Source organism: Citrobacter sp. XT1-2-2 (genome assembly GCF_023516235.1).
Classification (GTDB): domain Bacteria; phylum Pseudomonadota; class Gammaproteobacteria; order Enterobacterales; family Enterobacteriaceae; genus Citrobacter; species Citrobacter werkmanii.
Genome location: NZ_CP097324.1, coordinates 2,484,492 through 2,507,268, shown reverse-complemented (window position 1 = coordinate 2,507,268; position 22,777 = coordinate 2,484,492). Strand labels below are relative to the sequence as shown.

General features: G+C 46.1%; 26 protein-coding genes and 3 pseudogenes. 20 read left to right on the top strand and 9 right to left on the bottom strand.

The window, feature by feature from the left end; genetic code table 11:
• Positions 1-141: 141 nt before the first annotated feature.
• The 5 genes from glsB (at position 142) to M4I31_RS11885 (ending at position 4,717) form a co-directional block, all read left to right on the top strand.
• On the top strand, positions 142-1,068 hold the full coding sequence (glsB, locus tag M4I31_RS11905; protein WP_038640560.1) for a glutaminase B: 927 nt from the start codon (positions 142-144) through the stop codon (positions 1,066-1,068).
• Complete coding sequence (locus M4I31_RS11900) at positions 1,068-1,427, top strand: DUF4186 domain-containing protein (RefSeq protein ID WP_038640562.1); 360 nt, start codon at positions 1,068-1,070, stop codon at positions 1,425-1,427. Before glsB ends, M4I31_RS11900 begins: the two co-directional genes overlap by 1 nt.
• Before the next feature lie 80 nt (positions 1,428-1,507).
• Positions 1,508-2,035, top strand: coding sequence for a GNAT family N-acetyltransferase (locus M4I31_RS11895; protein WP_085048231.1), 528 nt, complete (start codon positions 1,508-1,510; stop codon positions 2,033-2,035).
• Positions 2,036-2,141: 106 nt separating this feature from the next.
• Positions 2,142-3,593 carry a tagaturonate reductase gene (locus M4I31_RS11890; protein WP_085048230.1) on the top strand — a complete coding sequence of 484 codons (1,452 nt, stop codon included), beginning with the start codon at positions 2,142-2,144 and terminating at the stop codon, positions 3,591-3,593.
• A 209-nt stretch (positions 3,594-3,802) separates the two neighbouring features.
• Positions 3,803-4,717, top strand: a complete 915-nt coding sequence (locus tag M4I31_RS11885; RefSeq protein WP_085048229.1) for a bestrophin family protein — start codon at positions 3,803-3,805, stop codon at positions 4,715-4,717.
• Here the strand turns inward: M4I31_RS11885 and M4I31_RS11880 are convergent.
• Positions 4,710-5,090: a GFA family protein gene (locus M4I31_RS11880; protein WP_085048228.1), complete on the bottom strand. Its 381-nt coding sequence runs from the start codon at positions 5,088-5,090 to the stop codon at positions 4,710-4,712. The two genes, M4I31_RS11885 and M4I31_RS11880, sit on opposite strands and share 8 nt — an antisense overlap.
• Positions 5,091-5,220: 130 nt before the next feature.
• Positions 5,221-5,979 carry a trans-aconitate 2-methyltransferase gene (gene tam / locus M4I31_RS11875; protein ID WP_085048227.1) on the bottom strand — a complete coding sequence of 253 codons (759 nt, stop codon included), beginning with the start codon at positions 5,977-5,979 and terminating at the stop codon, positions 5,221-5,223.
• 109 nt (positions 5,980-6,088) lie between these two features.
• Here tam and M4I31_RS11870 point away from each other — a divergent pair, with 109 nt between their 5' ends.
• Complete coding sequence (locus M4I31_RS11870) at positions 6,089-6,613, top strand: GNAT family N-acetyltransferase (protein WP_085048226.1); 525 nt, start codon at positions 6,089-6,091, stop codon at positions 6,611-6,613.
• 239 nt (positions 6,614-6,852) lie between these two features.
• Here the strand turns inward: M4I31_RS11870 and M4I31_RS11865 are convergent.
• Positions 6,853-7,459: pseudogene (locus M4I31_RS11865) on the bottom strand (cysteine hydrolase family protein).
• A 40-nt stretch (positions 7,460-7,499) separates the two neighbouring features.
• The gene (locus M4I31_RS11860) at positions 7,500-8,702 is read right to left on the bottom strand and encodes an MFS transporter (RefSeq protein ID WP_085048268.1); all 1,203 of its coding nucleotides are present in this window, start codon (positions 8,700-8,702) and stop codon (positions 7,500-7,502) included.
• Positions 8,703-8,787: 85 nt separating this feature from the next.
• On the opposite strand from M4I31_RS11860, the gene M4I31_RS11855 reads away from it, so the two are divergent.
• Positions 8,788-9,438 carry a GntR family transcriptional regulator gene (locus M4I31_RS11855; protein ID WP_085048224.1) on the top strand — a complete coding sequence of 217 codons (651 nt, stop codon included), beginning with the start codon at positions 8,788-8,790 and terminating at the stop codon, positions 9,436-9,438.
• Positions 9,439-10,329: 891 nt separating this feature from the next.
• On the opposite strand, the gene M4I31_RS11850 is transcribed toward M4I31_RS11855, so the two are convergent.
• The gene (locus tag M4I31_RS11850; protein WP_085048223.1) at positions 10,330-10,512 is read right to left on the bottom strand and encodes a hypothetical protein; all 183 of its coding nucleotides are present in this window, start codon (positions 10,510-10,512) and stop codon (positions 10,330-10,332) included.
• Positions 10,513-10,778: 266 nt separating this feature from the next.
• On the opposite strand from M4I31_RS11850, the pseudogene M4I31_RS11845 reads away from it, so the two are divergent.
• The 11 genes and pseudogenes from M4I31_RS11845 to M4I31_RS11795 form a co-directional block, all read left to right on the top strand.
• Positions 10,779-11,897, top strand: a pseudogene (locus M4I31_RS11845) (phage/plasmid replication protein, II/X family); the annotation flags it as partial.
• Between the two features lie 7 nt (positions 11,898-11,904).
• Complete coding sequence (locus tag M4I31_RS11840) at positions 11,905-12,117, top strand: hypothetical protein (protein ID WP_139815559.1); 213 nt, start codon at positions 11,905-11,907, stop codon at positions 12,115-12,117.
• Complete coding sequence (locus M4I31_RS11835; RefSeq protein ID WP_085048222.1) at positions 12,111-12,380, top strand: single-stranded DNA-binding protein; 270 nt, start codon at positions 12,111-12,113, stop codon at positions 12,378-12,380. The genes M4I31_RS11840 and M4I31_RS11835 overlap by 7 nt, the downstream gene beginning before the upstream one ends.
• On the top strand, positions 12,380-12,475 hold the full coding sequence (locus tag M4I31_RS24110; protein WP_227409325.1) for a tail virion protein G7P-2: 96 nt from the start codon (positions 12,380-12,382) through the stop codon (positions 12,473-12,475). Before M4I31_RS11835 ends, M4I31_RS24110 begins: the two co-directional genes overlap by 1 nt.
• 85 nt (positions 12,476-12,560) lie before the next feature.
• Positions 12,561-12,800, top strand: coding sequence for a major coat protein (locus tag M4I31_RS11830; protein ID WP_085048221.1), 240 nt, complete (start codon positions 12,561-12,563; stop codon positions 12,798-12,800).
• 43 nt (positions 12,801-12,843) lie between these two features.
• A complete protein-coding gene (locus tag M4I31_RS11825) occupies positions 12,844-14,112 on the top strand; it encodes a hypothetical protein (RefSeq protein WP_085653150.1) in 1,269 nt (422 codons plus the stop codon).
• Complete coding sequence (locus M4I31_RS11820) at positions 14,097-15,089, top strand: hypothetical protein (RefSeq protein WP_085048219.1); 993 nt, start codon at positions 14,097-14,099, stop codon at positions 15,087-15,089. The genes M4I31_RS11825 and M4I31_RS11820 overlap by 16 nt, the downstream gene beginning before the upstream one ends.
• Before the next feature lies 1 nt (position 15,090).
• On the top strand, positions 15,091-15,429 hold the full coding sequence (locus M4I31_RS11815; protein WP_085048218.1) for a DUF5455 family protein: 339 nt from the start codon (positions 15,091-15,093) through the stop codon (positions 15,427-15,429).
• A gap of 1 nt (position 15,430) precedes the next feature.
• Entirely contained in the window at positions 15,431-16,213 is a 783-nt protein-coding gene (locus M4I31_RS11810) for a zonular occludens toxin domain-containing protein (protein WP_176281255.1), read from the top strand.
• A 256-nt stretch (positions 16,214-16,469) separates the two neighbouring features.
• Entirely contained in the window at positions 16,470-17,741 is a 1,272-nt protein-coding gene (locus M4I31_RS11805; protein ID WP_085048217.1) for a secretin N-terminal domain-containing protein, read from the top strand.
• Positions 17,742-18,060: 319 nt separating this feature from the next.
• Positions 18,061-18,372 (top strand): annotated as a pseudogene (locus M4I31_RS11795) (helix-turn-helix transcriptional regulator); the annotation flags it as partial.
• 22 nt (positions 18,373-18,394) lie between these two features.
• Here the strand turns inward: M4I31_RS11795 and M4I31_RS11790 are convergent.
• Together M4I31_RS11790 and M4I31_RS11785 are read right to left on the bottom strand one after the other, a co-directional pair.
• The gene (locus tag M4I31_RS11790; RefSeq protein WP_085048216.1) at positions 18,395-18,877 is read right to left on the bottom strand and encodes a GNAT family N-acetyltransferase; all 483 of its coding nucleotides are present in this window, start codon (positions 18,875-18,877) and stop codon (positions 18,395-18,397) included.
• Positions 18,868-19,152 (bottom strand): DUF1778 domain-containing protein, encoded by a 285-nt coding sequence (locus M4I31_RS11785; protein WP_038640582.1) that lies wholly within the window; start codon positions 19,150-19,152, stop codon positions 18,868-18,870. Before M4I31_RS11785 ends, M4I31_RS11790 begins: the two co-directional genes overlap by 10 nt.
• Before the next feature lie 254 nt (positions 19,153-19,406).
• On the opposite strand from M4I31_RS11785, the gene M4I31_RS11780 reads away from it, so the two are divergent.
• Both M4I31_RS11780 and M4I31_RS11775 read left to right on the top strand, forming a co-directional pair.
• A complete protein-coding gene (locus M4I31_RS11780) occupies positions 19,407-19,694 on the top strand; it encodes a VF530 family DNA-binding protein (protein ID WP_079224212.1) in 288 nt (95 codons plus the stop codon).
• 12 nt (positions 19,695-19,706) lie between these two features.
• The gene (locus tag M4I31_RS11775; protein WP_085048215.1) at positions 19,707-21,074 is read left to right on the top strand and encodes a glycoside hydrolase family 10 protein; all 1,368 of its coding nucleotides are present in this window, start codon (positions 19,707-19,709) and stop codon (positions 21,072-21,074) included.
• A gap of 37 nt (positions 21,075-21,111) precedes the next feature.
• On the opposite strand, the gene M4I31_RS11770 is transcribed toward M4I31_RS11775, so the two are convergent.
• Entirely contained in the window at positions 21,112-22,383 is a 1,272-nt protein-coding gene (locus M4I31_RS11770) for a type II toxin-antitoxin system HipA family toxin (protein WP_085048214.1), read from the bottom strand.
• The gene (locus M4I31_RS11765; protein ID WP_085048213.1) at positions 22,376-22,690 is read right to left on the bottom strand and encodes a helix-turn-helix domain-containing protein; all 315 of its coding nucleotides are present in this window, start codon (positions 22,688-22,690) and stop codon (positions 22,376-22,378) included. Before M4I31_RS11765 ends, M4I31_RS11770 begins: the two co-directional genes overlap by 8 nt.
• Positions 22,691-22,777 lie beyond the last annotated feature (87 nt).

The window sequence follows — 22,777 nt, the reverse complement described above, 5'->3', positions numbered from 1 at the left end:
TGCCTCCGTCGGGGGCACCTGTCTGGTCTCGGCATATTTTTGTCATTGACTCTTCGTCCGCTGACACCTAATGGTCTGACGCAGCGTATTCAGCTCTGTTATACTCGCAGGCCTTTCATACCTGCGAGCAAGGAGCATGTTGTGGCCAGGGCCATGGACAATTCAATTTTAGAGACCATTGTACAGCAGGTTCGTCCGCTGATTGGTCAGGGTAAAGTCGCTGATTATATTCCTGCGTTAGCCTCTGTCGACGGTTCAAAACTGGGCATCGCCATCTGTACCGTCGATGGGCAGCACTATCAGGCAGGGGATGCACAAGAACGCTTTTCTATTCAGTCGATTTCGAAGGTATTAAGCCTGGTCGTGGCGATGCGTCACTATCAGGAAGAGGAGATCTGGCAACGCGTTGGCAAAGATCCGTCCGGTCATCCTTTTAATTCCCTGGTGCAGTTGGAACTGGAGCAGGGTATCCCGCGTAATCCCTTTATTAACGCCGGGGCGCTGGTGGTTTGCGACATGCTGCAAGGGCGTCTGAGCGCACCACGTCAACGGATGCTGGAAGTGGTCCGGGCATTAAGCGGCGTCCCGGATATCGCCTACGATGCGACGGTGGCGCGATCAGAGTTTGAGCATTCTGCACGTAACGCGGCTATTGCCTGGTTGATGAAATCGTTCGGCAATTTTAACCATGACGTGACCACTGTTTTGCAAAACTATTTTCACTACTGTGCATTGAAAATGAGCTGTGTGGAACTGGCGCGAACCTTCGTATTTTTGGCGAATCAGGGCCATGCCTTCCATCTTGAGGAGCCCGTAGTGACGCCGATGCAGGCCCGACAAATCAACGCGCTGATGGCGACCAGTGGGATGTATCAGAACGCAGGGGAATTTGCCTGGCGGGTTGGGTTGCCGGCAAAATCTGGTGTGGGTGGCGGTATCGTGGCCATCGTTCCGCACGAGATGGCGATTGCTGTCTGGAGTCCGGAACTGGACCCAGCGGGAAATTCACTGGCGGGTATCGCCGCGCTGGAGCAACTAACGCAACAAATGGGGCGTTCGGTTTACTGATGAATACGCTCGATCCTCTTTTTGCCCGGCTGGCGAAATCGACGTTTCGCTCGCGGTTTCGCCTCGGCCAGAAAGAAAGGCAGTATTGTCTGGATAAAGGCGCGCCGGTTATTGAACAACATGCAGCCGATTTTATTGCCAAACGGCTGGCTCCCGCTTTTCCCGCTAATGATGGGAAGCAGACGCCAATGCGTGGTCACCCGGTATTCATCGCGCAGCACGCGACGGCGACCTGCTGTCGGGGGTGCCTGGCAAAATGGCATGACATTCCTCAGGGTGTGGCACTAAACGAACAACAGCAACGTTACGTTGTCACGGTTATATATCACTGGTTAGTGATTCAAATGAACAAGCCATAGATAACATTATCCTATGATACAACCCCTTGTGTTATGTAATTGTTAAAAACATGCTGAGGGGGTCAATCTAAGGAGAAAAAATGGCTTCCTGCAAACCCTGCTTCGTGCTGAATGTGGCCCAGATTCTGTCGAGAATCGACGAGCTCAGCGATGTCCTTGAACAGTGCGTCAATGATGGCGCCTCCGTCAGCTTTATGCTGCCTTTTAATCGTGAGAAATCACGGCCTTTCTGGATGAACGTCGCGCAAAGCGTTGCCCGTGGGGAAAGACTCGTTCTTGGCGCCCAGAATGCCCAGGGAACGCTTGTCGGTACCGTCCAGCTCATTATCGATCAACCTGAAAACCAACCTCATCGCGCCGATGTCGCTAAGCTGCTGGTTCATACTTCTGCGCGGCGGAGCGGGATTGCCCGGGAATTGATGAACGAGCTGGAAAGTTGTGCGCGTCAAAGGGGCAAAACGTTGCTGGTGCTCGATACGGCGACGGGCAGTGGCGCGGAGTTGTTCTACCACAAGTGTGGGTGGCAAAAAGCAGGAGTGATACCTGACTATGCCAAAATGCCTGACGGGACGCTGACCGGGACCACACTTTTTTATAAAACTCTCTAATTTGTCGCTGGGGATTGATCAAAACAGGGTTTCAATGTATTAAAGTTTGCTAACCTATTGGACCAATTCAATCAGGTTGTATGACTAATTAAAAAGGGAACCCATTGTGCAAACTTTAAATCGTCGCGATTTCCCCGGTGCTCAGTATCCTGAACGCATTATTCAGTTTGGTGAAGGAAACTTCCTGCGCGCCTTCGTTGACTGGCAAGTCGATCTGCTGAATGAGCATACCGATCTTAACTCTGGTGTGGTCATTGTCCGACCTATCGAAAGTACTTTCCCTCCATCACTGAGTACACAGGACGGCCTTTATACCACCATCATTCGTGGTTTGAATGAGAAGGGCGAGGCCGTGAGCGACGCCCGTTTAATTCGTTCGGTTAACCGCGAGATCAGCGTCTATAGTGAGTACGATGAGTTCCTGAAGCTGGCGCATAACCCTGATATGCGTTTTGTTTTCTCCAATACCACCGAAGCCGGCATCAGCTATCATGCTGGTGATAAGTTTGAGGATGCGCCAGCGGTGAGTTATCCGGCCAAACTGACCCGACTGCTGTTCGAGCGTTTCAGCCATTTTAATGGCGCGTCGGATAAAGGCTGGATAATCATTCCTTGTGAACTGATTGATTACAATGGTGATGCGCTGCGTGAACTGGTTCTGCGCTATGCCCAGGAGTGGGCATTGCCGGAAGCATTTATCCAATGGCTGGATCAGGCCAACGCCTTTTGCTCCACGCTGGTGGACCGTATTGTCACCGGCTATCCACGTGATGAAGTCGCGAAGCTTGAAGCGGAACTGGGTTATCACGATGCGTTTCTGGACACCGCAGAACACTTCTATCTGTTTGTTATCCAGGGGCCGAAGTCATTAGCCGCTGAGTTGCGTCTGGATAAATATCCGCTGAATGTCCTGATTGTTGATGACATCAAACCGTATAAAGAACGGAAAGTGGCCATTCTCAACGGCGCACATACCGCATTGGTTCCCGTTGCCTGGCAGGCTGGGTTGGATACCGTGGGGGAGGCCATGAATGACGCGGAGATTCGCGCCTTCGTGGAAAAAGCGATCTATGAAGAAATTATTCCAGTGCTGGATTTACCACGCGATGAGCTGGCGTCTTTTGCCAGCGCGGTGACAGGTCGATTCTGCAACCCGTATATCAAACATCAGTTGTTGTCGATTGCCCTGAACGGCATGACTAAATTCCGCACTCGCATCTTGCCGCAACTGCTGGCGGGGCAACAGGCCAGCGGTAAACTGCCTGCGCGTCTGACATTTGCGCTTGCCGCGTTGATTGCGTTCTACCGTGGTGAGCGTAACGGTGAGTCTTACCCGGTTCAGGATGATGCGCACTGGATGACGCGTTTTCAACAGCTATGGTCCCAGCATCATGACCGCCAGATAAGCACCGAAGAGCTGGTTAAAGCTGTGCTGGCCGTTACAGAACACTGGGAACAGGATCTGACGGAAGTTTCCGGACTGGTAGAACAGGTTACTGCCGATCTGGATAGCATTCTGCTAAGAGGCATGCGCGAAGCCGTTAAACCACTGTGCTAATACGCAGACCCGGCTCAGGCCGGGTTTTTTACAGATTTTACTTAGTTACAACATACTATAGTTTTCTACTTTTATGGTGACAGTCTGCCACTTCAGCGCATTGTCCGTTCAGCAGGAGGAAAGATGTTTAGATAGTGTTGCGATTAGCTTGCAACATTGATCATGTTCGCGTCTAATGTGACGGATTTCACATTTTTCCGAAGATAACCATGATCGTTCGCCCCCAACAACACTGGCTACGCCTGATATTCGTCTGGCATGGGTCGGTATTATCTAAAATTTTTTCACGTCTGCTGCTGAACTTCCTGCTCTCCATCGCCGTTATTATCATGCTGCCGTGGTATACGATGCTGGGCATCAAATTTACCCTGGCGCCGTTCAGCATTCTCGGCGTGGCGATTGCTATCTTTTTAGGTTTTCGTAATAACGCCTGTTATTCACGTTATGTTGAGGCTCGACACCTGTGGGGGCAGTTGATGATTGCTTCCCGGTCGCTGCTACGTGAAGTAAAAACTACCTTGCCGGACGACAGCGAACTGGGACAGTTTGTTCGTCTGCAAATCGCCTTTGCCCACTGTTTACGCATGACTTTACGCCGTCAGCCACAGGCTGAACCATTGGCGAAATACCTTAGTGAGGAGGATCTGCGAATAGTATTTGCCTCACAATCACCGGCAAATCGCATTCTGTTGCTGATGGGGGAATGGTTAGCTGTACGTCGGCGCAATGGTCAACTGTCAGACATATTATTCCATAGTTTAAACAATAGGTTAAATGATATGTCTGCGGTGCTGGCAGGATGTGAACGGATCGCGAATACCCCCGTCCCGTTTGCTTATACCTTAATCCTTCATCGCACGGTCTATCTGTTTTGCATCATGTTGCCATTCGCGTTGGTGGTAGATTTACATTACATGACGCCGTTTATCTCAGTGCTGATTTCCTATACTTTTATTTCGCTCGATACGCTTGCAGAAGAGCTGGAAGATCCGTTTGGTACAGAGAACAACGACCTCCCGTTGGATGCGATTTGCAATGCCATTGAAATCGATTTGTTACAGATGAATGATGAAACAAACGTGCCAGCAAAACACATTCCGGATAAGCATTACCAACTCACTTAGTTACATTCTTTTGCCACCATGTAGGCTGCATATCTGAAAAAGAATGAAATTCCGGCGCCAGGTCTTCATCGTCAGGATCGTCAAAAGCGCCAGCTAACAGCGCAATAACCGGGGCGTCATCAATGGCGCCTACGGAACTGCCACACTGAGGGCAAAAAGCCCGACTTGACGTCTCAGAAGAGCGCCAGGTTGTCGGTTTTCCGGCTTTACCCGTCCACGTTACATTTTCTGCATTAAACTCAATCCAGACGACGGTTGGTGCGCCCGTATGTTTCCGACATATATCGCAGGAGCAGGTATGGGAATTATTAGGACTGCTGGCCGCGAAGCGAATCGAACCACACAGACAGCCACCAATGTAGACTTTAGACATGACAACTCCTGTCAGAAACACGTTGCCAGACACTAGCAGATGACAGGCTTTGCCACTAGATCCTCATGATAAAAAGGCGAGGGCGCGCATGGCAGATAGTCAGCTCCTGTGATGCACTTATAATAAACGCTTAATCATTACGTCTGGCTACGATAAATAACCGCGGAAAGGCCAGCAAAATTTTACCGTTTTCCTGCAGAGGATATTGTTCCTGAAGTAGCTCATGATAACGCGCGAGGTAAAGATGTTGCTCATTTTCGCTCAAATCACGCAACCAGGGCCGCAGGCCCGTTGAGCTTACCCAGTCGATAATCGATTGATGTGAATCCATAACGTGATAATACGTTGTGCGCCAGATATCCACCTCACAGCCCGCTTCAGTCAAAATATCATAGTAGGCGTGAACGCCAGGAAGCGGCGAGCGGCCCCGGTCAGGGTAGCCTTGTTCATAAGCCACTTCACGCATCAAAACATGCGTTGGCTCTAGCCAGTTATCCGGCATTTGTACCGCCAGCACGCCATTGCGAGCCAGTAGCGATACCAGATGCGGGAACAATTCATAGTGATCGGGAACCCACTGCAATGAGGCATTGGCATACAGCAGGTCCAGAGGCTGCTCTGTCTGGAATGAACGAATGTCCGCTTCAATAAAACGGCATGTCGGTAATGCATTGCGCGCCTCATTAAGCATGGCGGGTGAGGTATCTACCCCGGTAATTACAGCCGAGGGCCAGCGCTGATGCAGTAATGCCGTACTGTTTCCCGGACCACAGCCAAGATCGACCACTGAATGGACATTCTCTAACGCCACTCTGCTGAGTAATTCCGCAGCGGGTCTTGATCGTTCAGTTTCATATTGCAGATAAAGCGCAGGATTCCAGTCGGCCATGAATGAATCTCCAGTATGAGAGAAGAAGGCGGAAAGGGGCACATAAGTCCTTGCCGATGAGCCATTTCTTTTAGAAGATTATATGAAAATACAGGAGAAGGGCAGAAATATGCTGGAAACATCGAGGCTGATTTTACGCCCGTGGGAAGCCAAAGACAAAGCCCCGTTTGCCGCGTTAAATGCCGATCCGGACGTGATGCGTTTTTTTCCGGCTCCGCTGCAACGAACGGAAAGCGACAACCTGGCTGCCAGATTCCAGGAAGGCATTACAGAGCGCGGCTGGGGATTCTGGGCCGTTGAACTTAAAGAAACACAGCAGTTTGTGGGGTGTGTAGGTTTACATCCACAACCTGATAAATTTCACTTTTCACCCTGTACCGAAATAGGCTGGCGTCTTGCTAAATCCTTCTGGCACCAGGGGCTGGCATTGGAGGCCGCCGAGGCGTGCCTGACGTTTGCTTTCGAGGACCTGGCGTTAAGTGAGGTGGTTTCATTTACGTCGGTGCTGAATAAACCGTCAGAGCGTCTGATGATACGGTTGGGCATGAATAAAACTGAAGAGTTCGTGCATCCCGCGTTGCCCTCTGATCACCGGTTAGCACAACACATCCTGTATCGGAGGGGGGCAATTTGATTACCGTTTTTCGGAAAGTAAGCGATGTCTCATGGAGCAGTATATAACGATTATCTACTTGTCAAAGCCCACCAGAATTGTCTAATCACTGGCTCGTTAGAAATGTCCAAATGTTGAAAAGTCTGCTTAGTGCTGTGAGTTCAATGAGTCGATGCAACGCCATCTTTAATCAGGGGGGACGTTCATATGAACGGGCATATCCGGTCATCTTCCCCCAGTACATTACGGTTATTTTGATGTCAGCAATTCATATTTTTATGCCCAGGCTTTTGCTATTTCAGATGAGCTGGTAACAAAAGCATGTTGAGGTAGAATTTTTTCAAGTAAAAACACATTGGTTTCATGATCTGGATCTGCGCAGCAATCACTCACAACGATAAGGCGGTAATCCAGGTCAAACGCTTGCCCCACTGTAGAAAGCACAACGCCACTGGTCGTCACACCGGTAAGAATCAGCTCTTCGATGCCTTGAGCACGGAGAACCATCTCAAGTTCGGTAAACGAGAAAGCTCCGACTCTGCGTTTAACGATGACAACCTCATTCTCTGCCGGAGCGACATCAGGATGAATAGCCGTGCTCTCGTTGTCAGCCATAAAAATTCCATTCTCTTTAATCGAAGAAAAGATCGTGTTGTTTTTGCTGACCTCTGGATACCCCTTGCGGAATCCGACACTGACATAAATGACCGGTACGCCTGCCGTGCGCGCAGCGGCTATCAGTGATGCGGTATTGCGGATAACGTTTCCTGCGCTTTCTTGCGGGAGGAAATTGTTAAGGATGATCGTCTGAAAATCCATAACCAGCAGAGCGCTGTTTTTACTGATGTTACTAAGTTGATTTAACATAAAATTTCCGAAGTTTGCAGATGACGTGTAATGAAGTCAGTTAGCGTGTTGCTGACTGGCGATGGATTTTAAAGTTCCAGACCGCTCCGGATAGCAGGATGCAGCTGGTTGCCAGGAAGACGGCTCGCATACCGATATGCCCGCCGACAAAGCCGCCAATCAGCGGTCCGATGAACTGGCCAGCGAACTGTGCTGCGACGGAATAGCCAAGAATGCTGCCCACCATACCTTCTGGTACGCGGTGGCGTATCACTGCTGCAATACAAGGCAATAAGCCTCCGAGTGCCAGTCCCATAAGGAAACGCAGGGCAATCAGTTGCCACCCGGAGGTGACAAATGCCTGAGGGATCAGCAGTAAACCGGCCGCAGTCAGAGCCAGCGTGATAATGCGTAAATGTCCTATCCTGTCTGCCACTTTTCCTAGCCATGACGCGGAAATAATACTGCCCAGAGCCGTTGCAGCCATCACATATCCCGCTACTTTCGTTATCTGAGAAGCCTCACTGACGAGAGTGCGCACATAGACTGTGATAATGGGTTCTATCGACATATTGGCCAGCATCAGCAGCAGACCGGTGCAAAGCATGCAGATAATTACAGTACGGGCAGGCAACTGCGACCAGCTCACTCCCGTTTTTGCCACTGTATCCTCAGGCTTTTGCACCTCTTCGCGAATGAGTGTGAGGGTCATGATAAAGGACAGAAATATCAGCGCACCTGCACAGAAAAACGTGGTTCGAATACCGATCAGACCAGGAAGCCATCCTCCGGTAAGTGGACCGACAAGATTGCCAGCCATTACACCGGATGAAACAATCCCCAGCGCCCAGGCTGCACGGTCTCTGGGAGCCTGAACTGCGATAAGAATTGTCGCGCCGGATGAGTAGCCTCCTGCCAGGCCAACTAACAACCTTAATCCGACAAGTTGCCATATATTTGTCACCAGCCCCATAAGCGAAACAGTAACTGCCATGCCAAGGCTGGCTCTCACGAGCATCGACTTGCGTCCATATCTGTCACCGAGTTTTCCCCAGACAGGGGCGATCAACCCGGCAGTGATAAACGTTGCGCTAAATGCTACGCCAGACCATTGAACGACCGCGGCATGCCCGCTAACACCCAGTTCTTCGACATACAAAGGCAGGAACGGCAGCATAAGGGTCATTGCGAAGACGGTTGAGAACGAGCCAATGAAGCAAACGAGCAGGTTTCGTTGCCAGAAGCCGTTATACAATTGGGTCATAGAAATACTCTTTTTTGGTATACCATATTGGTATACCATAAAGATAATGCATTTCACTGTCAATTTTTGGGAGATCATTGCCGTCATGAGCCAGGCATCTGAGGTTGAAAACCAATTAAGAAAACTGATACTCAACATGGAGCTGGGGCCGGGAGAGCGGTTAACGGAGCGCTGGGCTGAAGCGACGTTTAACGCGTCCCGAACACCTGTGCGTGCAGCATTACAAAAGCTGGAGTCAGAAGGGCTAGTATGTCGTGACGGGTTACGCTGGATGGTGGCACCGATTGATGTCGCTGAAGTTGAACAGCTGTGTATTTACCGGGAAGTATTGGAAGTGGCGGCATTAAAACTATCCTCCAGCCAAATGACGGAAGAACAACTCAACGGTCTGGAAAACCTGCTTAAAACGAATACTGCTGATGCGCCAGAAGAGGTGATGGACGATGCCGGGACACGATTCCATCTACAGTTGGCCCGTCTTTGTCAGAATGCGTTTATTTTCGAAGGGGTAAGCGATGCCCTGCGCCGACTTTCACGGGCACGATGGCTCGACAAAGCGCCGTCAAATCCCGCGTGGGATGATCATCGAGAAATAATTGCTGCGCTTCGGTCGCGGGATACTGATAAGGCAGCAGAATTACTCGCCGTTCATCTCTGCGAAAGCCGCCTCCGCCTTCTTGAGGCAATCAATTCAAGCAGACGTAGCCTAAGGGCGAGAGGTATTGCGATATCCTAATATGGTCTCCAGGTCGTCGGGGTCGCAGACCTGTTAACGGGGTCAGTACGTAAAAATTATTACGTATCGGCGCGGTTTGAGTGGATGACCGGACACCATAAAAACCTCTTAACCAGCCAGAATAGGCTGGCTGTTTTCGTCAACGTCTGACGAATCGAAAAAACAGACGTTATACGTAATGATCCGCGCACGAGTATTAAAGGCGTTGTGATGTAGCTGCGGCGGCTGCGGGTGACGTTCGCCAGTTCCGGCGGTGGTGGCCACCACGGATTACGTAAAATTTCACGTAATCCGGTTTATCGATACGTGAATTTGCCATGCTGCGTGAAACGCGCTGTAAGCCGTTCGTTGTGTGATGTGGTTGATTGACCAGGCCGGAACCGTAAAAATGGCTCTCCGTGTCACTGGTGCGCATAATGTCTTGGTTATGTTGAATCGGCAGGGGCGAAAATCTCACACATCGCCCCAACGATTTACACATAACCTCCATTATGCGTATCTACAGTTTATTATTCTGATTTCAGATACGGCGCCGTACCTATTTTTAGTGATTTACACTGATTCATTAGTGATTGTTATTTATCTGAATAAGCCGTCTTCGGGCGGTTTTTTTATGCCCGTCAGGGCATGCTAAGCCCCGCAACGAAGTGAGGACTCAGAAAGCTGAGCGGCTCAGCCGCGAAAATTCCCCACACTGCAAAGCTGTCAGTTGACGAACTGGAGCAGGGCGGTGTGTCCTACGCAAAAAATCCTGGGGAAATCCTCACGAATTCCCCCAGTTTTTAAAATCCGGCACATTTATGATGCCCGGACATGTTGCCTGAAAAATCGCCGCAGGCGATCCACTATCTTTAATAGTGGACTCTTGTCCCAATATGGAACATTTGACGATTATTTATACAGTTTGGGATTGCTCATATCTGCTCGCGCATCGACTAAATAACGCTCTAACGTAAACTTAACCAACTCAGTCCACTTTACAGGTTTACCTGTTTTAATTGTGATCTCAACTGCTGCCCGTTCTATTTTTAAATACAATTCATAATCCACGTTATATGTTTTGCGTGATGACATAATTTAGTCCAATGTTTATATTTTACCAAATTTGATGTAAATCATATTTACGATCTAAAAAAAAACTCATTAGCTCATGAGCTATTGAGTTCATTTAAATGTTCTGATCTATTGCGGATGAACGCAAAGGAGAGCGGAAAAAAATGATTGATTTACTAAAATTATCAATACCGTTTAAAGAATCAGAGCTAATAATAGTTAAAAGCGCTGACCATAAAAATGGTGTATACATTGATTTAGAGAATGTGTAGCGTGTTTCTGGCCTCCGTTTGTCTGCTCGTTCTGTAGAATATGAAATCGATGGTGATTTAACTGTAACGGGTTTAAATCATCCGTTTGATTCTCTGCCGACTCATTACTCCGGCATTGCAATGAAAGTTTATGCAGGGTCGTTTAACAGATTACCCTGCGTTGAAATTAAGGCTTCACCTGCCAAAATTTTACAGGGTCACAATGTTTTTGGCTCTACAAATTTAGAATTATGCGCACTGGAACTATTAATAAACTTATCTGTAGCCTTACCTGAATTGTATGATTTATTGGATGTTGAAAATACTATCATTGACAGAATTGACGCTACATATTCTGCCAAAATGGAAAATCAATTTCAGGCGCAGCAGGTTCTGAATATTTTGCGAAATGTCAGTAATGGTCAGACTAAAAAGACGCGTGCTAACGATTTTGAAACTACCTGCATGTGGAATGAAACTTCACGTCATCGCGTGCTGATAGCGTATTTAAAATATCCAGAATTAATGAACCAATTAGCAATTGTTGAACGTAATAAAGATAAAGATGAATCATCTAAGCGTTTATATGAGGTCATGAGTGATAAACGGTTACATGATTTTTCTGTCGGTCTGGTTCGGTTTGAGGCACGTTTAAAACAGCGCTTTTTAAGTGTTAATGGCTTACCCGCAAAATTATTTGACGCTATTCATTATCAACATAGCTATGAAAGCAAGGGCGGGGATTTATTTGCCGATTTATGGAAAAAAGCGTTTTCGGAATTGCTTGCAGCTTTAGAAGGCGCGGAAATGAATATATATGATGATAATGAAGTTTTAGATAAATTGAAGTCAGAATATTTTACTGTTACTAAAAATGGTAACTACTCTTATTCAAAAGCAATGCGGATATTTGGCTTTTATCGTCGCCTTGTTAATGAGGGTTATAATAACGTTCAGGATACAATGCCGCGTAATTCATTCTATCGTGCTTTAAATGATTTAATGGTTATAGGATTTAGTAAAGCACAATTACAGCAATTGTCCTCTGATAAATCGTCTGTAGTGCCGTTATTCAGAGTTATTAATATTGATTTTAATAATCAGCGTCCGTCCTGGTACGTGGAACCACGTAGCCATTTTGATCGTGTAGCGTGAGGTTAATATGTCTAATTTAAAGAAAGCAATTAGACGGGTTATTTCTGATTCAGTTGAATTAATCAGAAAGGAACCAGATATGATGAATATTTATTATTGGAGAATTCAGGGGGTGTTGGAGGTCGCAACTTATGCAGGTTTTACACCCGAAGAATATGAAGAGCTAAACAAATATACTTTACGTAGTAATATTTTAAATATTAAGGATGAAAAATGCTAATTGTAGAGATTCCACCTGAACTAGCTAAATATGATGAGCGCTCCGGCGTATCACAAAAAACGGGTAAACCGTGGATTATGCGCGAACAACAGGGTTATATCTATTTGGGCGGAACATACCCACGTTTATTTAAATTTACACTTGGGGATAATCAAGTCGCTTATGCTGCGGGTAAATATAAAGTTTCGTTAGCGAGTTTTAATGTTGACCGTTATTCTAATTTAATGGTTGATCGTCTTTGTCTTGAACCTTTAAAAAATTAATGGAGGTTACACTTTCAGATATATGGGAAATCATTAATAATCTTGGACTGGTTGTTTGTTTCGGATTGGGAATGATTTATGGAGCGTTTAAATGATAGGTTATTTTTTCGGGGCGTTTGTAATTGGTTATGTGATTTCGTATTCGATTACTGCGTTTAAAAAATTTACGGAGATTTCAGTATGAACGGATTTAAAAAATTTGCTTTGGCTGCCGCTGTATCTGTAATTAGTTCATCATCGTTCGCTGCAGGTACAACCACAACAACATCATTAATGCCTGAAGAGGCTAAGACGGCATGGACCAATCTTATTACTTTGGGCGGAGAATACATTTCGCAAGCATGGCCTTTGGTTGTTGTAATTGTTAGTGGAAGTATCGGCATTAAGTTATTCAAAAAATTCACCAGTAAAGCTTCTTGATTTGTATATGAGAGGTGGGAGGGCTGGCCCTCCCTTTTTTTATATGAAATTAATACTGACATTATTGTTGTTTTTGTTTGTTCCTGATTTATATGCGGGAATGTGTGACTGGTCAGGCTATGAGTCCGGTAATCCTGGGAGTTGCGTTGATTATCCAGATAGTGAATTTAAAGGCGCTGTAGAGAATGCCGGAATGAATCTTTATTACGCTAATGTAAATGGTTATTTGTATTATACAAAATCAGTTAAAAGTGCTGTCGCAGACAGACATCGTAATGGATATACTGATGGTTTTATTGTGCGTGGCTATTGGTTATATAAAGGGCGTTATGATGGTAGCGCTTATTATAAGAACGCCAGAAACTTTAATGATCGTCCTTCAAAGTCACTTAGTGGTCATATTGAATTTTGGGACGTGAATTATGCAGGTACATTTATAGATAATACTGTTAAGAAGTGGCAATTTAATGATTTAGATTGTCTGGAATATAACACTAACAATTCTCAATTAAATACTATTTTTGTAGACTACTGGCGTCATGGTTCTTCCAGAATTACACGTTATGGCGGTTGTGCCTATATTTTAAAGTTAAAAAATGAGCAAGATGAACGCGGCTTTATTAATGGGAACTGGGAGCCATTAATGACATGGAATTCATATAAAGACTACTATTTAAAAGATAACGATACCTATCCTGATGCGGTTTACCCCGATGATACACCGTCAGGTTCTGATGATTCAGAAGATGCGGTAATACCTGACGATGAACCTGAGGAGCCGATTGATGCCAGTTTTGATTATGAATTAATGGCAAAAAAGGCGCGTAGTGCGTTTGATAATACATTCGCAGAATTGACAGAAATTAACGGAAAAATTTCTGATATGGTGAACTATGAAATTACACCGATTTCATTTGATTATCAAAATATGGCAACTCTGAATAAAAACAGTTTGACACAAAATTATGATTTAAATTTAAGTGTTGATGGTTTCAATGCTGATACAAATTCAGCCACATCATTGTTTATTAAAAGTGACAGTGAATTTATTAATGAAACTGAAAGTGTAATAAACAAAATAAATCAGAAGGATTATTTTAATGGTTTCGAACTGGTAAAGCCTGCGCTTCCAGAATATAAAACCTGTAAGCCAATTACATTTTTTGAAGACTATTATAAAGTCACTATTGATTGCGACAAATTAGATTTAATCAGGGCTATATTTGCTTTTATTTTGTATATCAGAACATGCACTGTTGTTTTCAATTCATTCAGCGATATTTACAGAGGTGTTAAATGTGCAAATTCATAATAAAGTTATATTGTGTGTGGGTGTCCCGCGCCAGCGGGATATGCACACACAATATACTGTATTTGATTCCATTTATTTCCATTACGTTTTTTTCAGCTAATGCATTTGCGCTGACTGATGCGGAATGTCTGGAGCGGCCAGTATTGACGGCTGTCACAATGTCCGCCTTTTGGCGTGATTCTACCGATGTTTACACTAATTATGATGGGTGCGTCTATATTGCTTCTGGTTTAATTGGTATGGAGGTAGCAGGCGGTTATTTTAGTGACTGGACTGCTGTGGGGGCTGCTGTTGACGGTGGAGACACTGACGGCGGTAATACTGACGGCGGTAATACTGACGGGGGTGACACTGATGGCGGTAATACTGACGGGGGTAACACTGACGGGGGTAATAATGTTGAATTTGATTATGATAAAATGGCTGATACGCTTGAGAATGAATTCTCTGATTTTTATGCTCAGGTAAAGAGCATTAATGATAATCTTGATAAAATCAAACCACCTTCATATGATTTTAGTTTCTCATATGAATCAATGGCGGAATTAAATAAAAGTAAGTTAACTGAAAATTATGAATCAGCAGATAATAAAATCGCATCTGAGATTGAAGGGAAGGGCGATGATTTTAATTCTGAGGCTGATTTATTTACTAAAAACATTGATGAACTATTAAACAATAAAAAGCTTACTGAGGGTGGCGACTTTATTGATAACTATACGGAACTTAATTCTTTAAATTCTAATATAGGCTCTGGTGCCGATTCGCCATTAATAGAAGGTTTTAAAAAATACTTTCCCGTATTACCACAACCTAAAAAATGCACTGATATTAGTTTTGCCAGAGGTACTAACCATCAGTTTAGTATCGACTGTAAATATATTGATTATTTTAAAACTGTATTTGCATTTCTGCTTTACTGTTACACGTTTTTATCAATTTATGATTCATTTTCTATGATTATGAGGAGAGATTAACATGCCTGTATTGTTGGGTATTCCGGCGCTTATTTCATTTATAGGTACTGTATTAACGTCGTTATTAACCAGTTTGTTTAGCGTAATGGCGCGACGCTTCTATCGTGCTGCATTTGCTATTACTGCGTTTTTGGGGTTGCTCGTCGGCGTTAATGCATTATTGTTGGGTTTACTTGATGGTCTGTCGGCGCAATTACCTGTAGAAGTGGCGGATGCTATATCTTATATAATGCCGTCTAACACGCTGCCCTGTATTTACGCTATATTCTCAGCTAAAGCGGCTGTTTTTATATTTGACGCTAAAAATAAAATATTATCTTATTTAAGCTGGGGTAATTAACATGGCTGTTTACGTTGTTACCGGAAAATTGGGGGCGGGGAAAACACTGGTAGCAGTTGGTAAAATTAAAGACAGGATTATTCGCGGCTGTAAAGTTGCCACTAATCTTGATTTGCAGCTACATAAACTTGAGGGTGTGGGTAAATTTGCAAAATCCCCCCGTGTCATGCGAATTCCCGATAAACCTACGTTAGAGGATTTGGAATTTATAGGCGTGGGTAATACATCTTATGATGAATCTAAAAACGGGCTGCTCGTACTGGATGAGTGCGGGACATGGTTTAACTCGCGTTCGTGGGCTGACAAAAGCCGACAGGATGTTATTAACTGGTTTTTGCATGCCCGAAAAATGGGATGGGACATTATATTTTTAATTCAGGATGTTTCTATTATGGATAAACAAGCCCGGCTTGCACTTGCTGAACATGTTGTCTATTGCCGTCGATTAGATCGTGTAAATATTCCTTTTATTGGCGGGATTTACAATGCGATATTTGGCGGAAAACTGCCATTGCCAAAATTCCATCTGGGTATCGTTAAATATGGAGACTCCCAGAATTCGTTAACAGTCGATAAATGGCTGTATTCCGGCAAGGGACTGTATGCGGCATATAACACTAAACAGATATTTACCGACAATTATGATTGTGGCGTTTATTCGTATCTTACACCGTACTTGTCACACGGTCGCTATTTTAAAAAATTAGGGGTCAAAGGATATATGAAGTTAACCAGAATCTATTTTAAAAAATATTCACGAATCCTTTTTTTTGTGGTTGGTTGAATAGTGGGTTCTATATTCAGTTATTCATCGGCTAGTGATGAAAACGTCGACGCAACGGTAATGATGCCTCAGCTAAATTCTGAATATAATATTGCAGATTTTAAAATATATTCATCATCTCGTTTTGGGCGTGAGGTCAATTACACTTTTATCGATTCTAAAGGCGTTAAAATCAGCCAGGCTGAATTAATAAATAATGGGTATCAGGTTATATATTATAACGCCTGTAAAGCAAATATTAAAAAGGACTTAACTGATGAAATGGTTCATTGCTAGTTTATTATTTTTGGTTTCATTCAGTGCGGCGGCTGAAAAGGTTGATTTAAACAATGCGTCGATGCGTGACTTTATCGGCTGGTACGCAAAACGTTCTGGCCGTTCTGTCGTGCTGTCTCCTGATGTTACAGGCACGATTACAATATATTCTGCTGATGTCACTAAAGACAATCTGGACGATTTTTTTGTGTCCGTATTGCGGGCTAATGGTTTCGATATTACATCGGGTAATCCGTCTGTTATAACCAAATACGAGAAAAAGAATTATGATTATGATGATGACATCGATATAACTTCAGACGGTGAGGCAGATACAGAAACCGGACAGGGCGGTTTTCTTAATCCTCCGGCTAATCTGGTTACCCGTACATATAATATCAAAAATGTCAGGGCAAAAGATTTAGCGCCCGTGATTGAAATCTATCTGAAACGTGAGAATGTCAGCGGCGCTAATGTATTTCCCTTTGATGGTGCTAACATAATCGCAGTCAGCGCTACAGAGGAGCAACAAAACGAGATAGAAACTGTTTTACCCGTAATTGACATTCCCCGTGATCAGGTATTGATAGAGGGGCTGATATTTGAAACAGCAGAGGGAAGTTCATTTGATTTCAGTTTCGCAGCGGGGCGGTCTTCTGGCGGTAAAATCGTTGGCGGTGTTAATACAAGTGCACTGGGTGAAACATTATCGACTCCTGGTGCTGCGTTCGGCATATTTAGCGGTAATGTGTTAGGGCTGTCAATTCAGGCTGTTCAGAAAGATTCAAACAGTAGCATTTTATCCGTACCTCACATACTCACTATGTCCGGTGAAAAAGGTTATATTTCCGTAGGCCAGAATGTCCCGTTCATTACCGGACGGGCGACAGGTGAGGCTGCATCAATTGATTCGCCATTTCAGACTATCGAGCGTCAGGACGTGGGCGTGTCGTTAACAGTTAATCCCGTTGTGACGACTACGCAGAACGTAATAATGAATATACAGGTGCGTGCTGACAGCGTCAGTAATGACACGACCGCCAGCGACATTATTACTAATCAGCGTCAGATAGAAACCACGGTTTCAATTAAAGACGGGCAAACATTGTTACTCGGCGGGTTAATTGACAATTCATCCCGTAAAGATAATCAGGACACGCCGTTTTTATCCTCGATTCCGGTTATTGGCTGGTTGTTTTCGTCGACGTCTGACGAATCGAAAAAACAGACGTTATATGTCATGATCCGCGCGCGCGTATTGAAGGCGCTGTGATGTAGCTGGCGGCTGCGGGTGACGTTCGCCAGTTCCGGCGGTGGTGGCCACCACGGATTACGTAAAATTTCACGTAATCCGGTTTATCGATACGTGAATTTGCCATGCTGCGTGAAACGCGCTGTAAGCCGTTCGTTGTGTGATGTGGTTGATTGACCAGGCCGGAACCGTAAAAATGGCTCTCCGTGTCACTGGTGCGCATAATGTATATTATGTTAAATCGTGTGATGTGCACAAAGTCATAGAGTTAAGTCCCCATTAATCTTTCGTTTGCTGGCATTTGGACATTGGTTGACACCACTACTAACTCATCGCTTCTAAGACGAATATAGCATCACCTTTACGTGTCGAGGAGCTGGCAGCTCGCGTGCAAATGAGCACGCCCTCTTTCCACCAACACTTCAGGCAGCTTGCGGGAATGACCCCGCTTCGGTATCAGAAATGGCTGCGCCTCAATGAAGCCAGGCGACTGATGCTGAATGAACATTACGATGTTACCACATCAGCCTATGCTGTCGGTTATGAAAGCCTGTCCCATTTCAGCTGGGAATATTCGAGAATGTTCGGGGAGTCACCTAAAAGGGATATAACTGTTCTGAGAAAATCTGTCGGTAAAAATGATATTAAATGAGCTGTGCTTTTTCCCGCACTACCTAAATTTTGTAGAACAACGTATTTGCTGCTATCGGAGACTGAACGAAGCCGAAATACTCATAGAATGCCCGAGCTTTGCCATCAATAGCATGTACCATGATGGCTTTGATGCCCACTTGATCGGCTAAGTTGGAAATTCGCAGTACCGCATCATTAAGTAGCCATTTTCCGAAACTATGCCCCTGAGTACAGACATCAACAGCAAGACGTCCCAGCAGAACGACCGGAACCGGATCGGGCATATTCTGACGTAAACTACGGCCTAAATCAGCATGGCTCACGGACCCGGTTGCAATGGAATAGTAACCCACAACACGCTGAGTAGATTCAAGACAAATGACGAATGTGCGCGATGCGTTGAGGTACTGATTTTTAATCGCCCGCCGACGTAGCCAATCATTTAACACGTCATTACCACAATCAAATGGCTGGAGATCATGCCCTTCGGTCAGCAAGACCGGTGTCGTGACGTTTATTTCCATTCGGGCTTCACATTCATCAGGCGTTGACGCCCTTCAACGTTCTGAACAGGTGCTTCAAGCTGTTCAATGAAAGACTGATAACGGGCATCGTCCAGGACGAATACTCGTTGATCCAAAATGATATTCTGGGCCTCATGCACGGCCTTCTCAATGATGAAGTCAGTACGGTTTTTATTGACCAAACTTGCGGCGTAGTCAATTACCGCACGTTCCTCATCAGTAGCCCGGATATTAATTTGCTTATCACGAGTCGGTTTACGGGCGCTGCTTTGCATGGTTATCTCCTGTTGGTAACAAATTGCTATACACTACTTTAGCTAAATTGGTAACGGATTGCTATACGAGAAAGAGTTCTTCCATCGCGATTAGCCTGAAGTGTCAGGTCTGTCCGCCCTCTTCTTTTTACAGTTTCAGCGAATGTTCCCTGGAAGATCAGTGTCGATTTGGGCCATTGCTGGTCGTTCCGCTTTCTTGTAATCTGTCTCGTTGCACGACTGACAAAATCTGGAAATACCGAACTGGACTTCATATGAATGCTCATACTTCAAAAGACCCTTTACATGGCGTAACGCTAGAAATGCAGGTCAATGCACTGGTCGATCGTTTTGGTTGGGCCGAGCTTGCTCAACGCATTAACATCAACTGCTTTAAAAATGAACCGAGCGTTAAATCCAGTTTAAAATTTCTGCGCCGTACGCCGTGGGCGCGTGCTGAAGTTGAAGCGCTCTATCTTGATTCGCTGCATGACGTGACCCCGTTCAACAACACTGCACCTGCTATTGATCCCTGGGCTAACAGCCGCAACAAGAAAAAATAAGAGCATAGTCTGATGCCAGCATCCGGTTTCTTTTCAGGAAAATATCAGAAAAAACTGGCGAATATCTTCGTCCGTTGCCATGCCAGATTACCGCGAACCAATCTGAAATGGTTCGCGGTACTTGTGGGCAGTATGTTGTTACTTGGCAGTTGCTCTTCACAGCCGCCCGGTCCCAAAGTCGCCCCACTACCTCCGGTGAGTAAACCGCAACAGAGTAAGGAGCCGGTGCGCGGAATCTGGCTGGCGACGGTTTCCCGTCTGGACTGGCCGCCGATCTCATCAGTGAATGTCAGTTCCCCTGCCATCCGTATCAGCCTGCAGCAGAAAGCGTTGACGGATAAGCTGGATAACCTGAAACGTCTTGGCATCAACACCGTTTTTTTCCAGGTCAAACCCGATGGTACCGCATTGTGGCAATCTAAAATCTTGCCGTGGTCAGATACGCTAACCGGCACGATTGGTCAGGATCCGGGTTACGATCCGCTACAGTTTATGCTCGATGAAGCGCATAAACGCGGCATGAAAGTTCATGCCTGGTTTAACCCTTACCGCGTATCCGTTAATCTCAAACCATCAACGATCACCGAATTAAACAGCACGCTGTCGCAGACGCCCTCCAGCGTTTATGTCCTGCACCGGGACTGGATCCGCACCTCGGGCGAGCGTTTTGTGTTAGATCCCGGTATTCCCGAAGTGCGCGACTGGATCACCAGCATCGTGGCGGAAGTGGTGGAAAATTATCCGGTCGACGGCGTGCAGTTTGATGACTACTTCTATACCGAGTCTCCCGGTTCAGCGCTTAACGACAGCCAGACCTTCAGAAAATATGGTCAGGGATTTGATTCCAAAGCTGACTGGCGGCGCGATAACACGCAACGATTGATCGCCCAGGTTTCGCGGACCATCAAGAAACTTAAGCCTGAGGTGGAGTTTGGGGTCAGCCCCGCCGGTGTATGGCGCAATCGCTCTCACGATCCTGCGGGTTCCGACACCCGTGGCGCAGCAGCGTATGATGAATCTTATGCCGATACTCGTCGCTGGGTACAATTAGGCTTGCTGGACTACATCGCCCCACAGTTGTACTGGCCTTTTGCCCGTGATGCGGCGCGATACGATGTGCTGGCGAAGTGGTGGGCAGATGTTGTGAAATCAACCAATACCCGCCTTTATATTGGAGTGGCGCTGTATAAAGTCGGCGAACCTTCACGAAAAGAGCCGGACTGGACAGTCAAAGGCGGCGTGCCAGAGCTGAAAAAGCAGCTCGATCTGAACGAGTCCGAACCACACATCAACGGCACCATCCTGTTTCGCGAAGATTATCTCAATCAGCCGCAAACGCAGGAGGCCGTAACCTATATTCACAGCCGTTGGGGGCGTTAATGGTTATCTTTAGGTCAGTGTAGCGACTGAACCTGCATCACCGGGACAGTAACCGGCGGACATTATCATTAATTTGTTTCTGGATCGTATCCAGCGTGGTTTGCGTTATCTGTTCGGGATATTTGTCACTGGCCATAGCGCTCAGCCCTATCGCAGAGTGGCAGATCTTTTCGATTATGGCGTTCACCTGGTCAGCAGAGAGCTCAGCTTCCTGAACGCCAAGCAACTGAAGGTGCTTTCTTTCGATATCCAGCGCCTCCCCCAGCACGTCCATTTGGTGGTACCCGCCGGGTCCTTCACACCAGGTGACGTCGTAAGCCGGAGCCAGAGTCCAGTTTCCATCGGCTGACATTAAATAAGCAAAGTTCTTCGGATGATCGTCTCGATTGTTGAATGCCACGTTGAAAACCACGCGTTCGAACGCTTTCGCCTTTTCTCTGACATCATTGGCACAGATCTGCGTGGCGCGCAGAAAATCCCGGTAATCTAAAGCGCCGGGTAACTGGTAATTTGCTCCGGTAAGTGCCGCCAGACTCTGCATTGGAATACGTATCGACTGGTCACGGTCGAAACGGCGGGTGGCAAAGGCCGCCTGCCCGCCAGGCAGATCAAAATATGCCGTATCGGGCGTGGTAATCCCACATTGACGCAAGCATTCAGCATAAACCGCTTCGATGGCGCATACTTCAGCATGCTCATGCCTGGCGGGAAATTTAATCAACCAGCTTTCGCTCCCGGGTAGTGGCGCAGTAGTAAATTTCGACGTGACACTGTCACGATAAAGTAGCGCTTTTGGCCTTGCCCCTTGTGGCGAACCGCCCATCTGAAGCAATTTTTGCAAGAATTCCCCGCCGTCTCCACTCAGGACTTCCTGCACCTCAGCGGCCAGTTGTTCGAGAGGCACATCCTCTTTTGAAATCTTCTCGACATCTGACTGAACGGGCTGGAAAGTCATGGCGCCCATCGCGTTGTTGCCGACCCAGGTTAAGCGCTCCAAAGGACCTATGCGCGCTGCGTTTAGTCCGCGGCGTTTAAATAATCGGTCCATCAACAGCATACCCCAGCCATCAGGTAACGAATCATAGACTGGTCCAGGTAATCCCAATTGATGAGCCGGGAAATCCCTGCGTAAACGTGGGCCGTTCAGCGGTAACATCAGCCGGGACAGTTCCAGTCCCTTACGTATGGCGTCTTCACTGTATTCAAAGGCGATCAACGGGCGTCCGGTCAGGGCTGTGGAAGACACCAGTTTTCCCCACAGCCATTTTTCACCCCAGCCTTCATAAAAGACATCAACTTGTTCAGGCATCAGAATTTTTCCTTTTCACCCGCTGGCGTGCCGCGCTCTTCTCGTAACGCAAAATATCATCCAGACTGTCAATCCTGGGTTTGAATAAACCCTCCAGCGCATCGCCATAACCTAACACCATTGCGACTTTGACCAGATTCTCAAATCCTACATTCTTACCTGTTTCCAGATTCGAAACGGTATTCACACCGACACCTGAACGCGCGGCAACATCTGCCTGCGTCATTTGCCGCGCGAGTCGTTCTTTACGCAATCTGTCACAGAGTAGTTTGACGATATCAGCAGCCGTATTGAGTGTTAAATCCATAATATTGGCCCTTATTTGGATAAATGCCAGTTTACACACAATATTATAGAGTTAAAGTGAGATTGATACAAAGCAGATAACATATGT